Annotated in this window: 14 protein-coding genes; 9 read left to right on the top strand and 5 right to left on the bottom strand. The window is 65.4% G+C overall.

Annotated elements, in window-relative coordinates; all coding sequences use genetic code 11:
- Positions 1-41: 41 nt before the first annotated feature.
- The 9 genes from B7G53_RS14635 (at position 42) to htpG (ending at position 9,255) form a co-directional block, all read left to right on the top strand.
- Positions 42-1,274 (top strand): PQQ-dependent sugar dehydrogenase, encoded by a 1,233-nt coding sequence (locus B7G53_RS14635; RefSeq protein ID WP_096668934.1) that lies wholly within the window; start codon positions 42-44, stop codon positions 1,272-1,274.
- 58 nt (positions 1,275-1,332) lie between these two features.
- Positions 1,333-1,857 (top strand): c-type cytochrome, encoded by a 525-nt coding sequence (locus B7G53_RS14630; RefSeq protein WP_255250020.1) that lies wholly within the window; start codon positions 1,333-1,335, stop codon positions 1,855-1,857.
- Positions 1,858-1,922: 65 nt separating this feature from the next.
- Complete coding sequence (locus B7G53_RS14625) at positions 1,923-2,756, top strand: pseudouridine synthase (RefSeq protein ID WP_096668932.1); 834 nt, start codon at positions 1,923-1,925, stop codon at positions 2,754-2,756.
- 128 nt (positions 2,757-2,884) lie between these two features.
- Positions 2,885-4,213, top strand: coding sequence for an esterase/lipase family protein (locus B7G53_RS14620; RefSeq protein ID WP_096668997.1), 1,329 nt, complete (start codon positions 2,885-2,887; stop codon positions 4,211-4,213).
- A 111-nt stretch (positions 4,214-4,324) separates the two neighbouring features.
- The gene (locus B7G53_RS22880; RefSeq protein ID WP_096668930.1) at positions 4,325-4,714 is read left to right on the top strand and encodes a hypothetical protein; all 390 of its coding nucleotides are present in this window, start codon (positions 4,325-4,327) and stop codon (positions 4,712-4,714) included.
- Positions 4,714-5,442, top strand: a complete 729-nt coding sequence (locus B7G53_RS14610) for a response regulator (protein WP_096668995.1) — start codon at positions 4,714-4,716, stop codon at positions 5,440-5,442. Before B7G53_RS22880 ends, B7G53_RS14610 begins: the two co-directional genes overlap by 1 nt.
- Positions 5,439-6,797: an ATP-binding protein gene (locus B7G53_RS14605; RefSeq protein WP_096668928.1), complete on the top strand. Its 1,359-nt coding sequence runs from the start codon at positions 5,439-5,441 to the stop codon at positions 6,795-6,797. Before B7G53_RS14610 ends, B7G53_RS14605 begins: the two co-directional genes overlap by 4 nt.
- A 145-nt stretch (positions 6,798-6,942) precedes the next feature.
- Positions 6,943-7,248, top strand: coding sequence for a DUF4148 domain-containing protein (locus B7G53_RS14600; protein WP_096668926.1), 306 nt, complete (start codon positions 6,943-6,945; stop codon positions 7,246-7,248).
- 126 nt (positions 7,249-7,374) lie between these two features.
- Positions 7,375-9,255 (top strand): molecular chaperone HtpG, encoded by a 1,881-nt coding sequence (gene htpG, locus B7G53_RS14595; RefSeq protein WP_096668924.1) that lies wholly within the window; start codon positions 7,375-7,377, stop codon positions 9,253-9,255.
- 112 nt (positions 9,256-9,367) lie between these two features.
- Here htpG and B7G53_RS14590 read toward each other — a convergent pair whose 3' ends face one another.
- The 5 genes from B7G53_RS14590 to B7G53_RS14570 form a co-directional block, all read right to left on the bottom strand.
- Complete coding sequence (locus B7G53_RS14590; RefSeq protein ID WP_096668922.1) at positions 9,368-10,015, bottom strand: M23 family metallopeptidase; 648 nt, start codon at positions 10,013-10,015, stop codon at positions 9,368-9,370.
- The gene (locus B7G53_RS14585; protein WP_176491372.1) at positions 10,008-11,039 is read right to left on the bottom strand and encodes a L,D-transpeptidase family protein; all 1,032 of its coding nucleotides are present in this window, start codon (positions 11,037-11,039) and stop codon (positions 10,008-10,010) included. Before B7G53_RS14585 ends, B7G53_RS14590 begins: the two co-directional genes overlap by 8 nt.
- A 130-nt stretch (positions 11,040-11,169) precedes the next feature.
- Positions 11,170-11,877, bottom strand: a complete 708-nt coding sequence (locus B7G53_RS14580; RefSeq protein ID WP_096668916.1) for a molybdate ABC transporter substrate-binding protein — start codon at positions 11,875-11,877, stop codon at positions 11,170-11,172.
- Positions 11,878-11,898: 21 nt separating this feature from the next.
- Positions 11,899-12,870: a tripartite tricarboxylate transporter substrate binding protein gene (locus tag B7G53_RS14575; protein WP_096668914.1), complete on the bottom strand. Its 972-nt coding sequence runs from the start codon at positions 12,868-12,870 to the stop codon at positions 11,899-11,901.
- 38 nt (positions 12,871-12,908) lie between these two features.
- Positions 12,909-13,877, bottom strand: a complete 969-nt coding sequence (locus tag B7G53_RS14570; RefSeq protein WP_096668913.1) for a Bug family tripartite tricarboxylate transporter substrate binding protein — start codon at positions 13,875-13,877, stop codon at positions 12,909-12,911.
- Positions 13,878-13,972 lie beyond the last annotated feature (95 nt).

The following is a 13,972-nucleotide window of genomic DNA, read 5'->3' as shown; positions in this document are numbered from 1 at the left end:
CGTACAGTCCGATGTGACGATTCAATCAATGGAGACTTCCCATGACTAAAAACCTGGCCTTGCTGATCGCGATCGGTGTTTTGTCAGGCTGCGCCCAAATGGCCCGGCCTTCGCCTCCTGTCGCGGCCACACCCGCGCCTGCGTCCGCTCCCGCCTGGCAACAGGGACGGCAAGCCGACATGGCCGACTCCAGGCTCGCGCCTCACGCGGGCAAGCTGACGGCGACACCCGCCTCCGACATTCCAGTGCGGAACCTGAAATTGCCCGCCGGTTTCAAGGCCGAGCTCTGGTCTCATGGGAGCCCCGGTGTACGGGCCATGGCCCGTGGTGAAAGCGGGAAAATCTATGTCGGCACACGTGGCCTTGGTCGTGTTTATGAGATCACCGACAACGGCAAGGAGCGCACCAGCCGCGTTGTGGTGGACAAGCTGAACCAGCCCGCCGTGGCCATGCACAATGGATCGCTCTACGTGATGGCCATCGACAAAGTGCTGCGCTTTGACGGCATCGAGAAAAACCCCAATGTGCAACCCGTTGACCTGACGGCCGCCTTCAAATTGCCGAAGGAGCAGCACCACAACTGGAAGTACATCCGCTTTGGTCCGGACGGCAAGCTGTATGTGCCGTTTGGCGCACCCTGCAACATCTGTGTGCTGCCGACCAACGAGTACGCCCAGATCCGTCGCTACAACGCCGACGGCTCCGGCATGGAGGTCATTGCCACCGGCGTGCGCAACACCCAGGGCTTTGACTGGCACCCGGTCACCAAGGAACTCTGGTTCACCGACCATGGACGGGACTGGATGGGCGACGACAGCCCGGAAGACGAACTCAACCGCATGACCCGGGTCGGGCAGAACTTCGGCTTTCCCTACTGCCATGCCAATGGTGTGGCCGATCGGGACATCAAGAAGAGCAATCCCTGCGATGGCGTCACCCTGCCGGTGCAAACCATGGGCGCGCACGCGGCCAACATGGGCCTGCATTTCTACACTGGCAACATGTTCCCGGCCGAGTACAAAAACGCGATGTTCGTCGCGCGCAAGGGATCGTGGAACCGCACGAAGAAAAATGGCTATGACGTGGTCGTGGTCCGCACCGATGCCAATGGCCAGAACCCCAAGGTCACCCCGTTTGTCACCGGCTTCAAGGATGACGCGACCGACGCCTTCTGGGGCCGTCCTGCCTACCTGCTGCAAATGCCGGATGGTTCCCTGCTGCTCTCCGACGAGCAACTGGGCGCGATCTACCGCATCTCGTATGCCAAGCCTTAAACAAGCCAACTTCACGCACACAAGCAGGGCACTGGCAGCAGTGGCCCTGCTTTTTTTCATGGCCCCGGTTCAGGCGCAGCAGCCTCAGCAACTGCCACTGTGCATCGCCTGCCACGGCCCGCAGGGCAACTCGCAAAACCCCCAGATTCCCTCGCTGGCCGGCCAGCCCAAGGTGTTCCTTGAAAACCAGCTGGTCCTGATTCGGGAAGGCCTGCGCGACATCCCGCAGATGAAGGGACTGCTCGATGGCGTCAAGGACGCCGATCTCACCATTCTGGCCAGCTATTTTTCAGCGCAGGCGCCGCTTCGCGCGGCGGCCGGTCCCGTGAACAGCGAAACCTACCTGCGCGGCAAGGACACCGCCCGCAAGATGCTTTGTGGAACCTGCCATTTGCCGGATTACGCCGGACGCGAGCAAATTCCGAGACTGGCTGGCCAGCAGGAAGACTTTCTGTTGTACGCGATGAAGCAGTTTCGCGACCACGCTGGGCCCGGACGTGACACCATCATGTCGGCCTCCCTGTATGGGCTCAAGGACAGCGACCTGACCGATCTGGCGCATTTTCTGACCCACTTCAAATAGGCGCCGGCATGCGCGGCAGACGCGGCAAGCGGGCCGGCCAGCGTTTGTAGCAAAATCAGTCCGTCATGACTGTTCCTACCCCCCCTTCCGGCGCTCGCCGCATTCCCAAGCCCGCGCTGGCCAGCACTTCTGCGGACGGCGGCCCGGCCACCATCCGGCTGAACAAACGCATGGCCGAACTCGGCCTGTGTTCGCGCCGCGAGGCCGACGACTGGATTGCGCGCGGCTGGGTCCGCGTGGACGGCCAGCCGGCGGTCATGGGCCAGCCGGTGGCCGCCCATGCGCGCATCGAGGTGGCGCGCGAGGCCGAGCAGTACCAGCGCCAGCAGGTCACCATCCTGATCAACAAGCCGGTCGGTTATGTCAGCGGCCAGGCCGAGGACGGCCACGAACCCGCCGTGGTGCTGGTGCAGCCGCAAAACCGCTGGCGCGAGTGCAACAGCCGCATGCGTTGGGGCCACGAGCAGCTGCGCGGCCTGGCGCCGGCAGGCCGGCTCGACATCGATTCGATCGGGCTGCTGGTGCTGACGCAGGACGGCCGCGTCGCGCGGCAACTGATCGGCGAGGACTCGGAGATTGAAAAAGAGTACCTGGTGCGCGTCAGTTATGGCGACGAGACCGTCAATGTGCAGGCCGTGTTCCCACCGGAAAAACTCGCCTTGTTGCGCCACGGCCTGAGCCTGGACGGCGAGCCTTTGAAGCCGGCGCGCGTCGAATGGCAAAACCCGGAGCAGTTGCGCTTCGTGCTCAAGGAGGGCAAGAAGCGCCAGATCCGCCGCATGTGCGAGCAGGTCGGGCTGTTTGTCACCGGCCTCAAACGGGTGCGCATCGGTATGGTCAACCTCGGCCATCTGCCGGTCGGCCAGTGGCGCTACCTGGCGCCGCACGAACGGTTTTAATCCCGGACTGCTCCTGTTTTAGGAGCTGCTGGTGCCCGTATTCATTGGGCTGAAGCCTGTTTTGTTCGTCAAATCACCCGGAAATGATGCGGGTGGACGCCGCCAGCGGCGACCGCGACAATGGCCGCATGACCACCCCTTCGTCGCGCCGCCCCGGGCGAGCCCCCCTGGCTGACTGGCGCCGCCACCTGCACCTGTCCGACATTCGTGGCCTGGCCCAACTCGCCACCCAGGGCACGCTGGGCATCACCGAGCTGGTCGAGAAGGTGCAGGGCAATGTCTACAAGGCGGTCGCCGCACCGTTAGGCGCGGCCGGGCAGAAGTTTGTGGACCGCACGGCGGGCGCCTCGGGCGTCCGCAAAAAGGGTATCACCGGCCTGGTTTACGGCAGCGTCAAGGGCGTGACGCGCCTGGCCGGCGGCGGCGTCGATGCCCTGCTGGCGCGCGTGGCGCCCAGGCCGGGGCCGCAAGCCTCGTCGCCGCAGCGCGAAGCCCTGCTGGCGGCGCTTAACGGCGTGCTCGGCGACCAGCTGCTGGACACCGCCAATCCGCTGGCCATCCGCATGAGCCTGCGCCATGACGGCCAGTCCCTGCCCATGGACCAAGCCGCGCTGGCGCAGCGCCTGCCCCATGCGACAGGCAAGATTCTGCTGCTGGTGCATGGCCTGTGCATGAACGACCTGCAGTGGCGCGCTGACAGCCCGGCGGATGCGCTGCCGGGCCACGGCCAGGACTACGGGGAGGGCCTCGCACAGGAGCTCGGCTACACCCCGGTGTATCTGCACTACAACACCGGCCTGCACACCTCGGTCAATGGCGGGCAGCTGGCGGCGTTGCTCGAGCAGCTGCTGCAGGCCTGGCCGCGGAAGGTCGAGGCCTTGACCCTGCTGACCCACAGCATGGGCGGCCTGGTGGCACGCAGTGCCTGGCACAGCGCGGCGGCCCGGGGCATGCACTGGCCAAGCCGGCTCCGGCACCTGGTGTTTCTGGGCACACCGCACCATGGCGCGCCGCTGGAAAAAGTCGGGAGCTGGGTGGACACCGTGCTCGGCAGCAACCCGCTGACCCGGCCGTTTGCCAAAATCGGCCAGATCCGCAGCGCAGGCATCACTGACCTGCGGTATGGCAATGTGCTGCCGGCCGACTGGCAGGGCGCCGATCGGTTTTCCGGTGGTCCGGACAGGCGGCCGCCTGTGCCGCTGCCGGCCGGCGTCGCCTGTTTGGCGGTGGCCGCCACGCTGGGCAGGGTCCCGGCGGCGGCAGCGGCCGGACGCCAGTTCGATGCTGCGCTCGGCGATGGCCTGGTGCCCCTGGCCAGTGCGCTGGGCCAGCATGCCGAAGTCGCGCGCTGCCTGGCTTTCCCGACGGACCGGCAATGGGTGGCGAGCGGGACCGGCCACATCGCCCTGCTGCACAGCCTGCCGGTCTACCAGCAGCTCAGGCGCTGGCTGGCGTGAGCGTTCAGGTCCATTCAGGTCGCCACCCGCAGCCGCACCCGCATCCGCCCCTAATTCAAGGCTAATTCAGTCCGGCGAAGATACCCTCTCCACCACCACACCTTGCCCGCCATGGACACCTTTGCCGAACGTGTTGCCCGCGCCATCCTGCTCGCCGCCGGTGTGAGCGCCGTGTTTGTCCTGCTGGCCCTGCCGCCAGCCGACGGCGCGGCGCTGCCGCTGCTCTTGCACCACCAGTTCCTGATCGGCTTGCTGGCGGCCGCGCTGCTGGGGGCCGTGCTGGTGCGGGGCCTCCGGCCGGCCGTGGTGGCGGCGGGCCTGCTCAGCCAGGCCGGTTTTGTCGGCATTGCGCTGGCCACGCCCGGCTTCAGCGCGACCACCGCTTTCTACCTGAACCTTGCCGGCATGGCCGCCTTGCTGTGCGCCGGCGCCCTGTTGCTGCAGGCTGCCCGGCAGCAGGCGCGCTGGGAAGGCCTGTCGCCGCGGCACAGGGAGGCATGATGCGGATCCTGCTGGTGGAAGACGATGACATGATTGGCCGCAGCCTGCAACAGGCGCTGGAGACCAACGGCTGGTCGGTGGACTGGGTGCGCGACGGCCTGCTGGCGCAAAGCGCGCTGGCCGACGGCGCTTACGCCTGCGTGTTGCTGGACCTGGGCCTGCCCAAGCGCGACGGTGTCGAGGTGTTGCGCCAGGCCCGTGTCCGCGGGGATGCCACGCCGGTGCTGGTGCTCACCGCGCGCGACGGCCTGGACGACCGCATTGCCGGGCTGGACCTGGGGGCCGACGACTACCTCATCAAGCCTTACGAATTTCGCGAGCTGCTGGCCCGCATGCGTGCGGTCATCCGGCGGCGTGACGGCAGCGCGCATTCGGTGATCGGAAACGCCGCGGTGCAGTTGGACCTGACCACGCGCGAGGTGCTGGTCAACGGCGAAGCCTCGGCGCTGTCCGCGCGCGAGTACGCGCTGCTTCACGCGCTGCTGGAAAGGCCGGGCGCCATCCTGTCGCGCGACCAGCTTGAAAACCGGATTTACGGCTGGGGCGAGGAAGTCATGAGCAATGCGGTGGACGTGCTGATCCACGGCATGCGCAAGAAGCTGGGCGCGGACACCATCCGCAACGTGCGCGGCCTGGGCTGGCGCATTGCAGCCGCCGTGCCGGCGGCCTCCCCGGCGCTGGCGCCGGCGTCACACGCCCCTTTGCCAGCCTCCGGAGACCCGGCATGATGTTCCACGTTTTTCCTGCAGGCCGGATGTGTTCGTTGCGCCGCGCGCTGCTGCTCTGGCTGGTGCCGGTGTTTTTGCTGGTGGGCGCGGCTTCGGCGGGGTTTGCGTACTGGAGCTACCTGCGCATGGCCAGCGCCTTCATGGACAACCAGATGGAGTTGCTGGCCGAATCCATGGCGGCGCAGGAGCAGGACATCGCGCTGCCCCCGCTCACGCGCGAGCGGGTGCACAAGCTGGGAACCTACGTGGTGCAGGTGTTTGATGCCGACGGCAAACCGCGCTTCAGCTCGTGGCCGGAATCGGCCATGGCGCTGCGGGAAACGCCGGGCTTTCAGGACGTCAGGATGGGTGGCGAGCGCTGGCGCGTCTACACCACGGGACCGGGCAAGACCGATGCATCGCGTCGCATCCAGGTGCTGCAAAGCGGCGAGTTTCGCCGTCACGTGGCCGTTGGGCAGGCGGGTGCGGCCATCGCGCCCGTGATCCTGCTGCTGCCGCTGTCGATGCTGATCCTCTGGTGCGTGGTGGCCATGGTCTCGCGCGAGGTGGGCACGATCGCCCGCCAGGCCTCGGCGCAGGACGAGCACAGCATTGCCGAGCTGCCGCTGGACCGGGTGCCGCGTGAAATTGCGCCGCTGGTCATTTCCTTCAACAGCCTGCTGACGCGGCTGCGTGATGCGTTTGCCACGCAGCGCCGGTTTGTGCAGGATGCGGCCCATGAATTGCGCACGCCGATCACCGCCGTCGGCCTGCAGCTGGAAAACCTGCGCGGCGACCTGTGCAGCGGCGCGCCAGCGCAGCGCTTTGCGCAGCTTGAGGCAGGCATACAGCGGGCGCAACGGCTGGTGGACCAGTTGCTCAAGCTCTCGCGCCAGGAGTCGGCAGGCGCCGAACCGGCCTTGGGGCCGGTCAATGTGCACGAGGTGCTGCACCAAAGCATCAACCAGCTGATCACGCTGGCCGACCAGCGCAACATTGACCTGGGTCTGGACGCCTCGCGCCTGCCTGCCGAGGCCGCCATGCTGCACTGCCCCGGCAGTGACCTGCGCAGCGTCGTGGACAACCTGATCGAAAACGCCTTGCGCTACGCCCCGGAAGGCAGCGTGGTGGATGTGCGCATCGGCAGTGCGCAGGGACGCCTGCTCATCGAAGTGGAGGATGCCGGCCCCGGCATTCCGCCCGAGCTGCAGGCCCGCGTGTTTGACCGTTTCTTCCGGGTGCCGGGCAGCGATGCGGGTGGCAGCGGTCTGGGGCTGGCCATTGCGCAGGCGGCGGCGAAACGTTGCGGCCTGCGCATCACGTTGCGCAACCGCGACGGCCGCAGCGGCCTGGTGGCGCGTGTCGAGACGCTTTGAGACGGCGCGCTCATTGCCAGCTAAGACTTCGCTCATGGCCGCCTAATGGGCGCCACCTACAGTGAGATCACGGTTGAAGTTGGAGCCCGAAAGGGCCGGCACAACCGACAACCCGGTTCTCAACATTCACTGAAAGGTCATCATCATGAACAAGTCTTCCCTCCTTATCGCCCTTGCCGCTTTTGCGGCCATCGCTTCCACCGGTGTGCGCGCGGAAACGCCCGATCCGGCCTCGCAGTTTGCGCTGCAGTCCGAAGGCAGCCGCAGTCGCGCCGAAGTCATGGCCGAGGCCGGCGCCAAAGTGAAAACCCACAGCCAGGAGCCCGCAGGCTCGCGTGTGGCTGCCACCGTGCAGTCCGTTGTACCCGCTGCCATCGTGCGTGGGGAGGCCGCGCAGGCCCTGCGTCTGGGCAAGATCCGCAGCGGCGAGCTGACCGGCCTGGAAGGCTGAGCCGGCCATCGGTCGCGGGCCCGGGGCGCATCCGGACCCGCGATAATCAGGTCTTGAAATATGCGACGACGCCCCTAACTCCAGGGGCGTTTGTCTTCTTCCCCCTGTTTTTCAAGAACCCACCCCATGAGCAAGCAAACCCTCTCCTTCCAGGCCGAAGTGGCCCAGCTGCTGAACCTGGTCACCCATTCGCTGTATTCCAACCCCGACATTTTTCTTCGCGAGCTGGTCTCCAACGCGTCGGATGCCTGCGACAAACTGCGTTTTGAAGGCCTGAACCATCCGGAACTGTACGAGGACGCGCCCGATCTCGATGTGCGCGTGAGCTTCGACAAGGCGGCGAAAACCATCACCATCACCGACAACGGCATCGGCCTGTCGCAGATCGAAGCGGTGGAGCACCTGGGCACCATTGCCAAGAGCGGCACACGCGACTTCATGGCCAAACTTTCGGGCGACCAGAAAAACGACGCGCAGCTGATCGGCCAGTTCGGCGTCGGTTTCTACTCGGGCTTCATCGTTGCCGACAAGATCACCGTCGAGAGCCGTCGCGCCGGCCTGCCGACCGCAGAAGGCGTGCGCTGGAGCAGCGCCGGCACCGGCGACTTCGAGGTCGAGACGATTGAGCGCAAGGAGCGCGGCACCAGCGTCATCCTGCACCTGAAAGACGACGCCAGCGAGTACCTCAACACCTGGAAACTCAAAAGCATCATCAGCAAGTACTCCGACCACATCTCGCTGCCCATCCTGATGAAGAAAGAGGCGTGGAAGGAGGGTGAGAACGGCCAGCCCGGCGAAATGGTGACCAGCGACGAATGGGAAACCGTGAACCAGGCCGCCGCCCTGTGGACGCGCGCCAAGAAGGACATCACGCCCGAGCAGTACGACGAGTTCTACAAACAGATCAGCTACGACAGCCAGAGCCCGCTGGCGACCACACACAACCGCGTCGAAGGCGCGACCGAATACACCCAGCTGCTCTACATCCCGGCCAAGGCGCCGATGGACTTGTTCAACCGCGACAAGGCCGCCGGCGTCAAGCTGTACGTCAAGCGCGTTTTCATCATGGACGATGCGCAGGCGCTGCTGCCGGTCTATCTGCGTTTCGTCAAGGGTGTGGTCGATTCGGCCGACCTGCCGCTGAACGTCTCGCGCGAGCTGTTGCAGGAGAGCCGGGCCGTCAAGGCCATCCGTGAGGGCTGCACCAAACGCGTGTTGTCCATGATCGAGGACCTCGCCGCCAACGAGCCGGAAAAATTCGCCGCTTTTTACGCCGAATTCGGCGCGGTGCTCAAGGAAGGCCTGGGCGAAGACTTCGCCAACCGCGAGCGCCTGGCCAAGCTGCTGCGTTTCGCGAGTTCGACGACAGATACCGTCACGGTCGGTTTCGCCGACTACAAGGCGCGCATGAAGGAAGGCCAGGACGCGATTTACTACATCACGGCCGACACCCAGGCCGCCGGCAAAAACAGCCCGCAGCTCGAGATCTTCCGCAAGAAGGGCATCGAGGTGCTGCTCATGACCGACCGTGTTGACGAGTGGGCGCTGAACTACCTGCACGAGTTCGACGACACGCCGTTGCAGTCGGTCGCCAAGGGTGCGGTGGACTTGGGCAAGCTGCAGGACGAGGACGAGAAAAAGGCCGCCGAGGAAGCGCAGACCCAGTTCAAGCCCGTGCTCGACAAGCTCAAGGAAACCTTGAAGGACAAGGCCTCCGACGTACGCGCCACCACACGGCTGGTGGATTCACCGGCCTGCCTGGTGGTGCAGGAAGGTGACATGTCCACGCAGCTGGCGCGCATGCTCAAGCAGGCCGGCCAGGCCGCGCCCGAGGTCAAGCCGATTCTCGAAATCAATGCCCAGCACCCGCTGGTCAAAAAGCTCGAGGGCAGCGAACACTTCGACGACCTTGCCCACATCCTGTTCGACCAGGCCTTGCTGGCCGAAGGCGGGTTGCCGGATGATCCGTCGGCCTACGTGAAACGGGTGAACGCCTTGCTGGTGTGACTTTTGCCGGAACCGGCGACAGAAAAAATGGCCCCGCGGGGCCATTTTTATTTGAGAGGGTCCAAGTGGGTGACTGAGCCACCTCGGCGACGCGCCGTTGTGCCTGAAGACTTCAAGGGGTTTTTCCACCCAGGGGCTCGAACGGATTGAGGGGCGTGCCTTTCCACCACTGTTTTTCCGGGCCAAGCTGGAAGATGGCGAAGTGCAGATGGGGCGCGTCGGGATTGGCATTGCCGCTGGCGCCGACATACCCGATCACGCTGCCGCGGCGTATGTGCTGGCCTTCCTTCAAGCCTGCCGCATAAGCGTCCAGGTGCGCGTAGTAGTAGGCCAACTGCCCCTTCGCGTCGAACTGGTAAATCGTGATCCCGCCGGGCTTGCTCAAAAACAGCTTGGCAATCGGTCCGTCGTCCACCGCGAGCACGGGCGTGCCGCGGGGGGCGTGGATGTCGATGGCTTCGTGGCCGCGCTGGTTGTTGTCCCGGCCGTCGGCAAAGGTATCGCGCAGGTCGCTGGCCAACACGCCCTGCACCGGAAGCAGCAGCGCCGGCACCTGCGCCGCAAGCGTTGGTGCCGTTGCTGATACGGGTGCAGGCAGGGGTGAGGAGGGTGGTTCTGGCGTCGCCACGGCTGGCGCAGGCACCGTTGGCGTTGTGGCTGCCGGTTCCGTCCTCGGGCTGAACAGCACCCAGAGCACACCCACGGCAAAGGCTGCCGCGCCTACCCAGACGCCCCAGCGCCTGGCGGGCCGATCAGGCATGGACGTCCACCGCAAAACCGGTCTTCACCACCTGGGCCAGGCGCAACACGTCCCAGTTGGTCAGGTGGATGCAGCCATTGGTTTCTGCCGTGCCGACGCGTGAAGGGTCGGGCGTGCCGTGGATGCCCCAGTGCGGCTTGCTGAGCCCGAGCCAGTACACGCCCACCGGGTTGTTCGGGCCTGCGGCAATATCGGTTTTGGCGTTGGTTTTTTTCGCGTTCTTGAGCAGCACGGGATCGTAGGTGAACACCGGGTCCTTGGCGGCATTCTTGACTTCCATGCGTCCCAGGGGCAGCGGGTCCGACGCGCCGCCGATGCTGGCCGGAAAGGCTGCCACCGGCAAATCCGCCTTGTCGAGCAGGTAGAGCACGCGCTCCGACTTGTCGATGCGAATGGATGCCGCCTTGCTCGGCGGACTGTCGCTGCCGGACGTCGGTGCAACAATCTTGTCGCCGGCCTCAAAGCGGCTGCCGCGGTTGGCGTCACGCAGCCACTTCGAGCTGCAATGGAATTTTTCTGCCAGCGCCTCCTGGACGGTTTCATAGTCCAGCGACTTGAGCCGGGCCCGCTCCATCATGTCCGCAGGTGTTTTGGTGAAGGGGCCTGCCGCGTCTTCCTTGCTGATGGTGTATTCGGCCAGCAGGGGCGCAGGCGACGGGCCTGCCAGGGTTTTCCAGGTTTCGCTGTCGATGCGACCGGTGGACTTGAGGCCGTTGGCCGTCTGGAACGCGGCCACCATGCGGCGCATGTTGGTGCCGAAGGCGCCGTCAATCTCGCCGGGAGAAAACCATGCGCGATCGAGCAGGATCTGCGCACGCAAGACGGCTTCGCCGCGGGCGCCCGAGCCCAGGACAGGCATATCGGTGGCCGCGTTCACGCGTGCCATCATGGCCGTGCCGGTCTGGCCGGCGGCAGCGACGGCTTTTTTTCGCTGGGACTGGGGGACGGCGGCTGCGGGAAATGCGGCGCTGGCGGCCAGCCAGCAGAGCAGATGGCGGCGGGCAAGAAGAGAGCTTGTTTGCATGGTGAAGATTCCGTAGGCCCGGTATGGGGCCAGCCCATGGTAGGACCGCCGGAAAACGGATCGTGTCAGCAAACAGCGTGTTGTCAGGTCATGGAAGGCGCTGCGACGCCCTGACCCAGACTGAGCTGGATCAACGCGCCGCGGGTTCGAAGCCGCCGGCGCTGCGAAGCCCGGCAGCATCTTCACTGGTGAGCAGCTCGATCAGGGTGGCGGCGGCTTGCGGCTGCGTGGCCCGGCTGCAGACAGCGGCGGTGTAGACCGTCGCCAGCTCGAATTCTTTCGGCAGGGGGGCCACCAGTTGCACGCCCGGGGCGAAGATGATTTCAGTCACCTGGGTGCAGCCGATGGCGTCGGGCTCGCCGGCCTGCGACAGGGCCTGCATGGCCGCTGCGCCATTGGGACAGGGGCACAGGCGATCGCCCAGTTCGACATCAATGCCCAGCTGTTTGAGCACGTTCATGAAGTGAATGCCGGCCGTGGCCTTGACCGGGTCGGGAAAATAGACCGCGCTTGCCGACAGCAGGGCCTGCCTGAGCTGGGCCTTGTTTTCCAGCGGGGGGGTGACAGCGCCGTCTTTCACCGCGATGCCGGTTTTCACGACGCCCAGCGGCCGGGCACTGCCGGCCACCACATGGCCGCTGTCGGTCAGCTGCCTGATCAGTGCATCGGTCAGGATCACGACATCGCAAGGGGCCCCGGCCAGCAGCTGATCCCGCATCATGCCGACGGCATTGAAGCTGCCTTCGATGGCCAGGCCGGTTTGTGCGAGAAAGCGGGCCTGCAGCGCGGAGACCAGGCCATTGGCGGCGCCGCCGCTGAGCAGATGAAGTCGGGTCATGGAGGTTCCGGTTTGCCAGTCTCAGTCGACCTTGATGCCGGCGGTTTTGATCACACGCGACCATTTGGCGATGTCGTCGCGCATGTATTTGTCGAATACCTCCGGTGTCATCAGCAGCGGCACGGCCCCCTGCTTGACCCAGAGTTGTTTGACTTCCGGCTGGCTGGCGATTTTCGAGACCGCTTCATTGAGCCGGTCGACGACGGCCTTGGGCGTGCCGCGCGGCGCCATCAGGCCCAACCAGATCGTGGCTTCATAACCGGGCACGCCGGCTTCGTTCATGGTCGGCACATCCGGCAGCACGTCGGAACGGGTTCGGCCGGTGGTGGCGATGGCCTTGACCTTGCCGGCCTTGATCTGCTCGGCCATGGTGGTGACAGCATCAAACATCACGTCGACCTGGCCACCGATCACGTCGGTGCGCGCGCCGGAACTGCCGCGGTAAGGGATATGCACGAGGTAGACGCCGGCCATGCTCTTGAACAGTTCACCGGCCATGTGGTAGGGCGTGCCGGGACCGGAGGACGCGTAATTGAACTTGCCGGGCCTGGCCTTGGCCTGCTGGACCAGGTCCTTCAGGGACGAAGCCGGCAGTGCCGGGTTGGCGACCAGCACCAGGTCCGAGTAATTGACCGGCGCCACCGCCACAAAGTCGCGCATGAGCTGGAAGGGCTTGGCCGGAATCAGCGTTTCGTTGACCGTGTGGGTGTTGGACATCATCAGCAGCGTGTAGCCATCGGGCGCCGCTTTGGCCACCATGTCGGTGCCGATGATGGAGCCGGCGCCGGGCCGGTTGTCGACCACAAAGGACTGGCCCAGTGCATCCTGCAGGCGCTGCGCGATGAAGCGGGCGTAGTTGTCGGCCGGACCGCCCGCGGCGAAGGGCACGATGATTTTCACCGGCTTGCCGGGGTAAGCCTGCGCGGCGGCGTTGGTGGCCAGGGCTGTCGCGGCCAGGCCCAGCGCAAGAAGAAAAGTTTTTCTGAGGCCCATGAGGTTCTCCGTTGAAGACCTGGCGTTGGGAACAGGCCCTAGTCGAGCTTGCCGATGCGCTTGACGACCTCGGCCATGCGTTTGGCGTCGGCCTGCACGTATTTCTCGAAGTCGGCGGCGTCCTGGTACAACACCGGGCTGCCGGCGCTGAGGATGACTTCCTTGACCTTGCTGTCCTGCGCGGCCGCGTTGGCGGCGGCGCGCAGTCGCTGGGCAATGGGTTCAGGGGTGTCTTTGGGGATGAACAGGCCGGACCACTGCGCGTACTCGGCGTTGTAACCCGCGTCTTTCAGGCTGGGCGCCTCTGGCAGGGCAGCGAGCTTGCCATTGCCCCAATGGGCCAGTACCCGCAGTTTGCCGGCCTTGACGTGCTGCAGCACGGTTGCGGGCCCGGAGGAGACCGCGTCGATTTGCCCGCCCAGCAGCGCCACCACTGCGGGGCCTGCGCCGGTGAAAGGGATGTGCGTCATCTTTACGCCAGCGTTCTGCGAGAGGATTTCCATGGGCACATGCATGGTGCCGTAGTTGCCCGATGAGCCGTAGTTGATCGCGCCCGGGCGCTTCCTGGCATCCTCGACAAAATCCTTCACGGTTTTCCATGGCGACTCGGCGCGCACCGCCAGCACGGTCGGGTCGGCGGTAAACCGCGCGATCGGGCGCAGGTCGTTGAGCGCAAACATGGGCGGGCGCCCGCGCAGGGTGTCCGCCTCGGGAATGACGGTCAGCGAGGACAAGGCCAGGAGCACGGTGTAACCATCGGGCTTGGCTTTGGCGGCCACGCCCATGCCGATGCCGCCGCCGGCGCCGGCCTTGTTTTCAATCACCACCGGCTGACCCAGGTCGCGTGACATGGCTTCGGCCACAGGGCGTGCCACGAGGTCGGCCAGGCCACCAGGCGGGAAAGGCACGATCATGGTGATGGGGCGTACGGGCCACGCGTTTTGTGCGGCCACCCAGGTGGTGGCCGAAATGAGCAAGGCACCCAACAATACGGATCTGCGTTTCATGTTTGTCTCCTGAGGGTTGATCTGCGGCGGGTCGACAACCCGCGCACTTTTTATGGTTTGCATGCTAACATCCGCCTGAAATTTTTGGGTAATCG

The sequence above is a fragment of the Polaromonas sp. AET17H-212 genome (assembly GCF_002379085.1).
Lineage (GTDB): Bacteria > Pseudomonadota > Gammaproteobacteria > Burkholderiales > Burkholderiaceae_C > Polaromonas.
Note: the sequence above shows the minus strand (reverse complement) of the source record. Positions and strands in the feature narration are given on the sequence as shown.

Coding starts and splice junctions, on each gene's coding strand:
- B7G53_RS14600 (WP_096668926.1), top strand. CDS start 6,943: ATGAACAAGTCTTCCCTCCTTATCGCCCTTGCCGCTTTTGCGGCCATC.
- B7G53_RS14585 (WP_176491372.1), bottom strand. CDS start 11,039: ATGCAAACAAGCTCTCTTCTTGCCCGCCGCCATCTGCTCTGCTGGCTG.
- B7G53_RS14625 (WP_096668932.1), top strand. CDS start 1,923: ATGACTGTTCCTACCCCCCCTTCCGGCGCTCGCCGCATTCCCAAGCCC.
- B7G53_RS14570 (WP_096668913.1), bottom strand. CDS start 13,877: ATGAAACGCAGATCCGTATTGTTGGGTGCCTTGCTCATTTCGGCCACC.
- htpG (WP_096668924.1), top strand. CDS start 7,375: ATGAGCAAGCAAACCCTCTCCTTCCAGGCCGAAGTGGCCCAGCTGCTG.
- B7G53_RS14610 (WP_096668995.1), top strand. CDS start 4,714: ATGCGGATCCTGCTGGTGGAAGACGATGACATGATTGGCCGCAGCCTG.
- B7G53_RS14575 (WP_096668914.1), bottom strand. CDS start 12,870: ATGGGCCTCAGAAAAACTTTTCTTCTTGCGCTGGGCCTGGCCGCGACA.
- B7G53_RS14580 (WP_096668916.1), bottom strand. CDS start 11,877: ATGACCCGACTTCATCTGCTCAGCGGCGGCGCCGCCAATGGCCTGGTC.
- B7G53_RS22880 (WP_096668930.1), top strand. CDS start 4,325: ATGGACACCTTTGCCGAACGTGTTGCCCGCGCCATCCTGCTCGCCGCC.
- B7G53_RS14590 (WP_096668922.1), bottom strand. CDS start 10,015: ATGCCTGATCGGCCCGCCAGGCGCTGGGGCGTCTGGGTAGGCGCGGCA.
- B7G53_RS14635 (WP_096668934.1), top strand. CDS start 42: ATGACTAAAAACCTGGCCTTGCTGATCGCGATCGGTGTTTTGTCAGGC.
- B7G53_RS14630 (WP_255250020.1), top strand. CDS start 1,333: ATGGCCCCGGTTCAGGCGCAGCAGCCTCAGCAACTGCCACTGTGCATC.
- B7G53_RS14620 (WP_096668997.1), top strand. CDS start 2,885: ATGACCACCCCTTCGTCGCGCCGCCCCGGGCGAGCCCCCCTGGCTGAC.
- B7G53_RS14605 (WP_096668928.1), top strand. CDS start 5,439: ATGATGTTCCACGTTTTTCCTGCAGGCCGGATGTGTTCGTTGCGCCGC.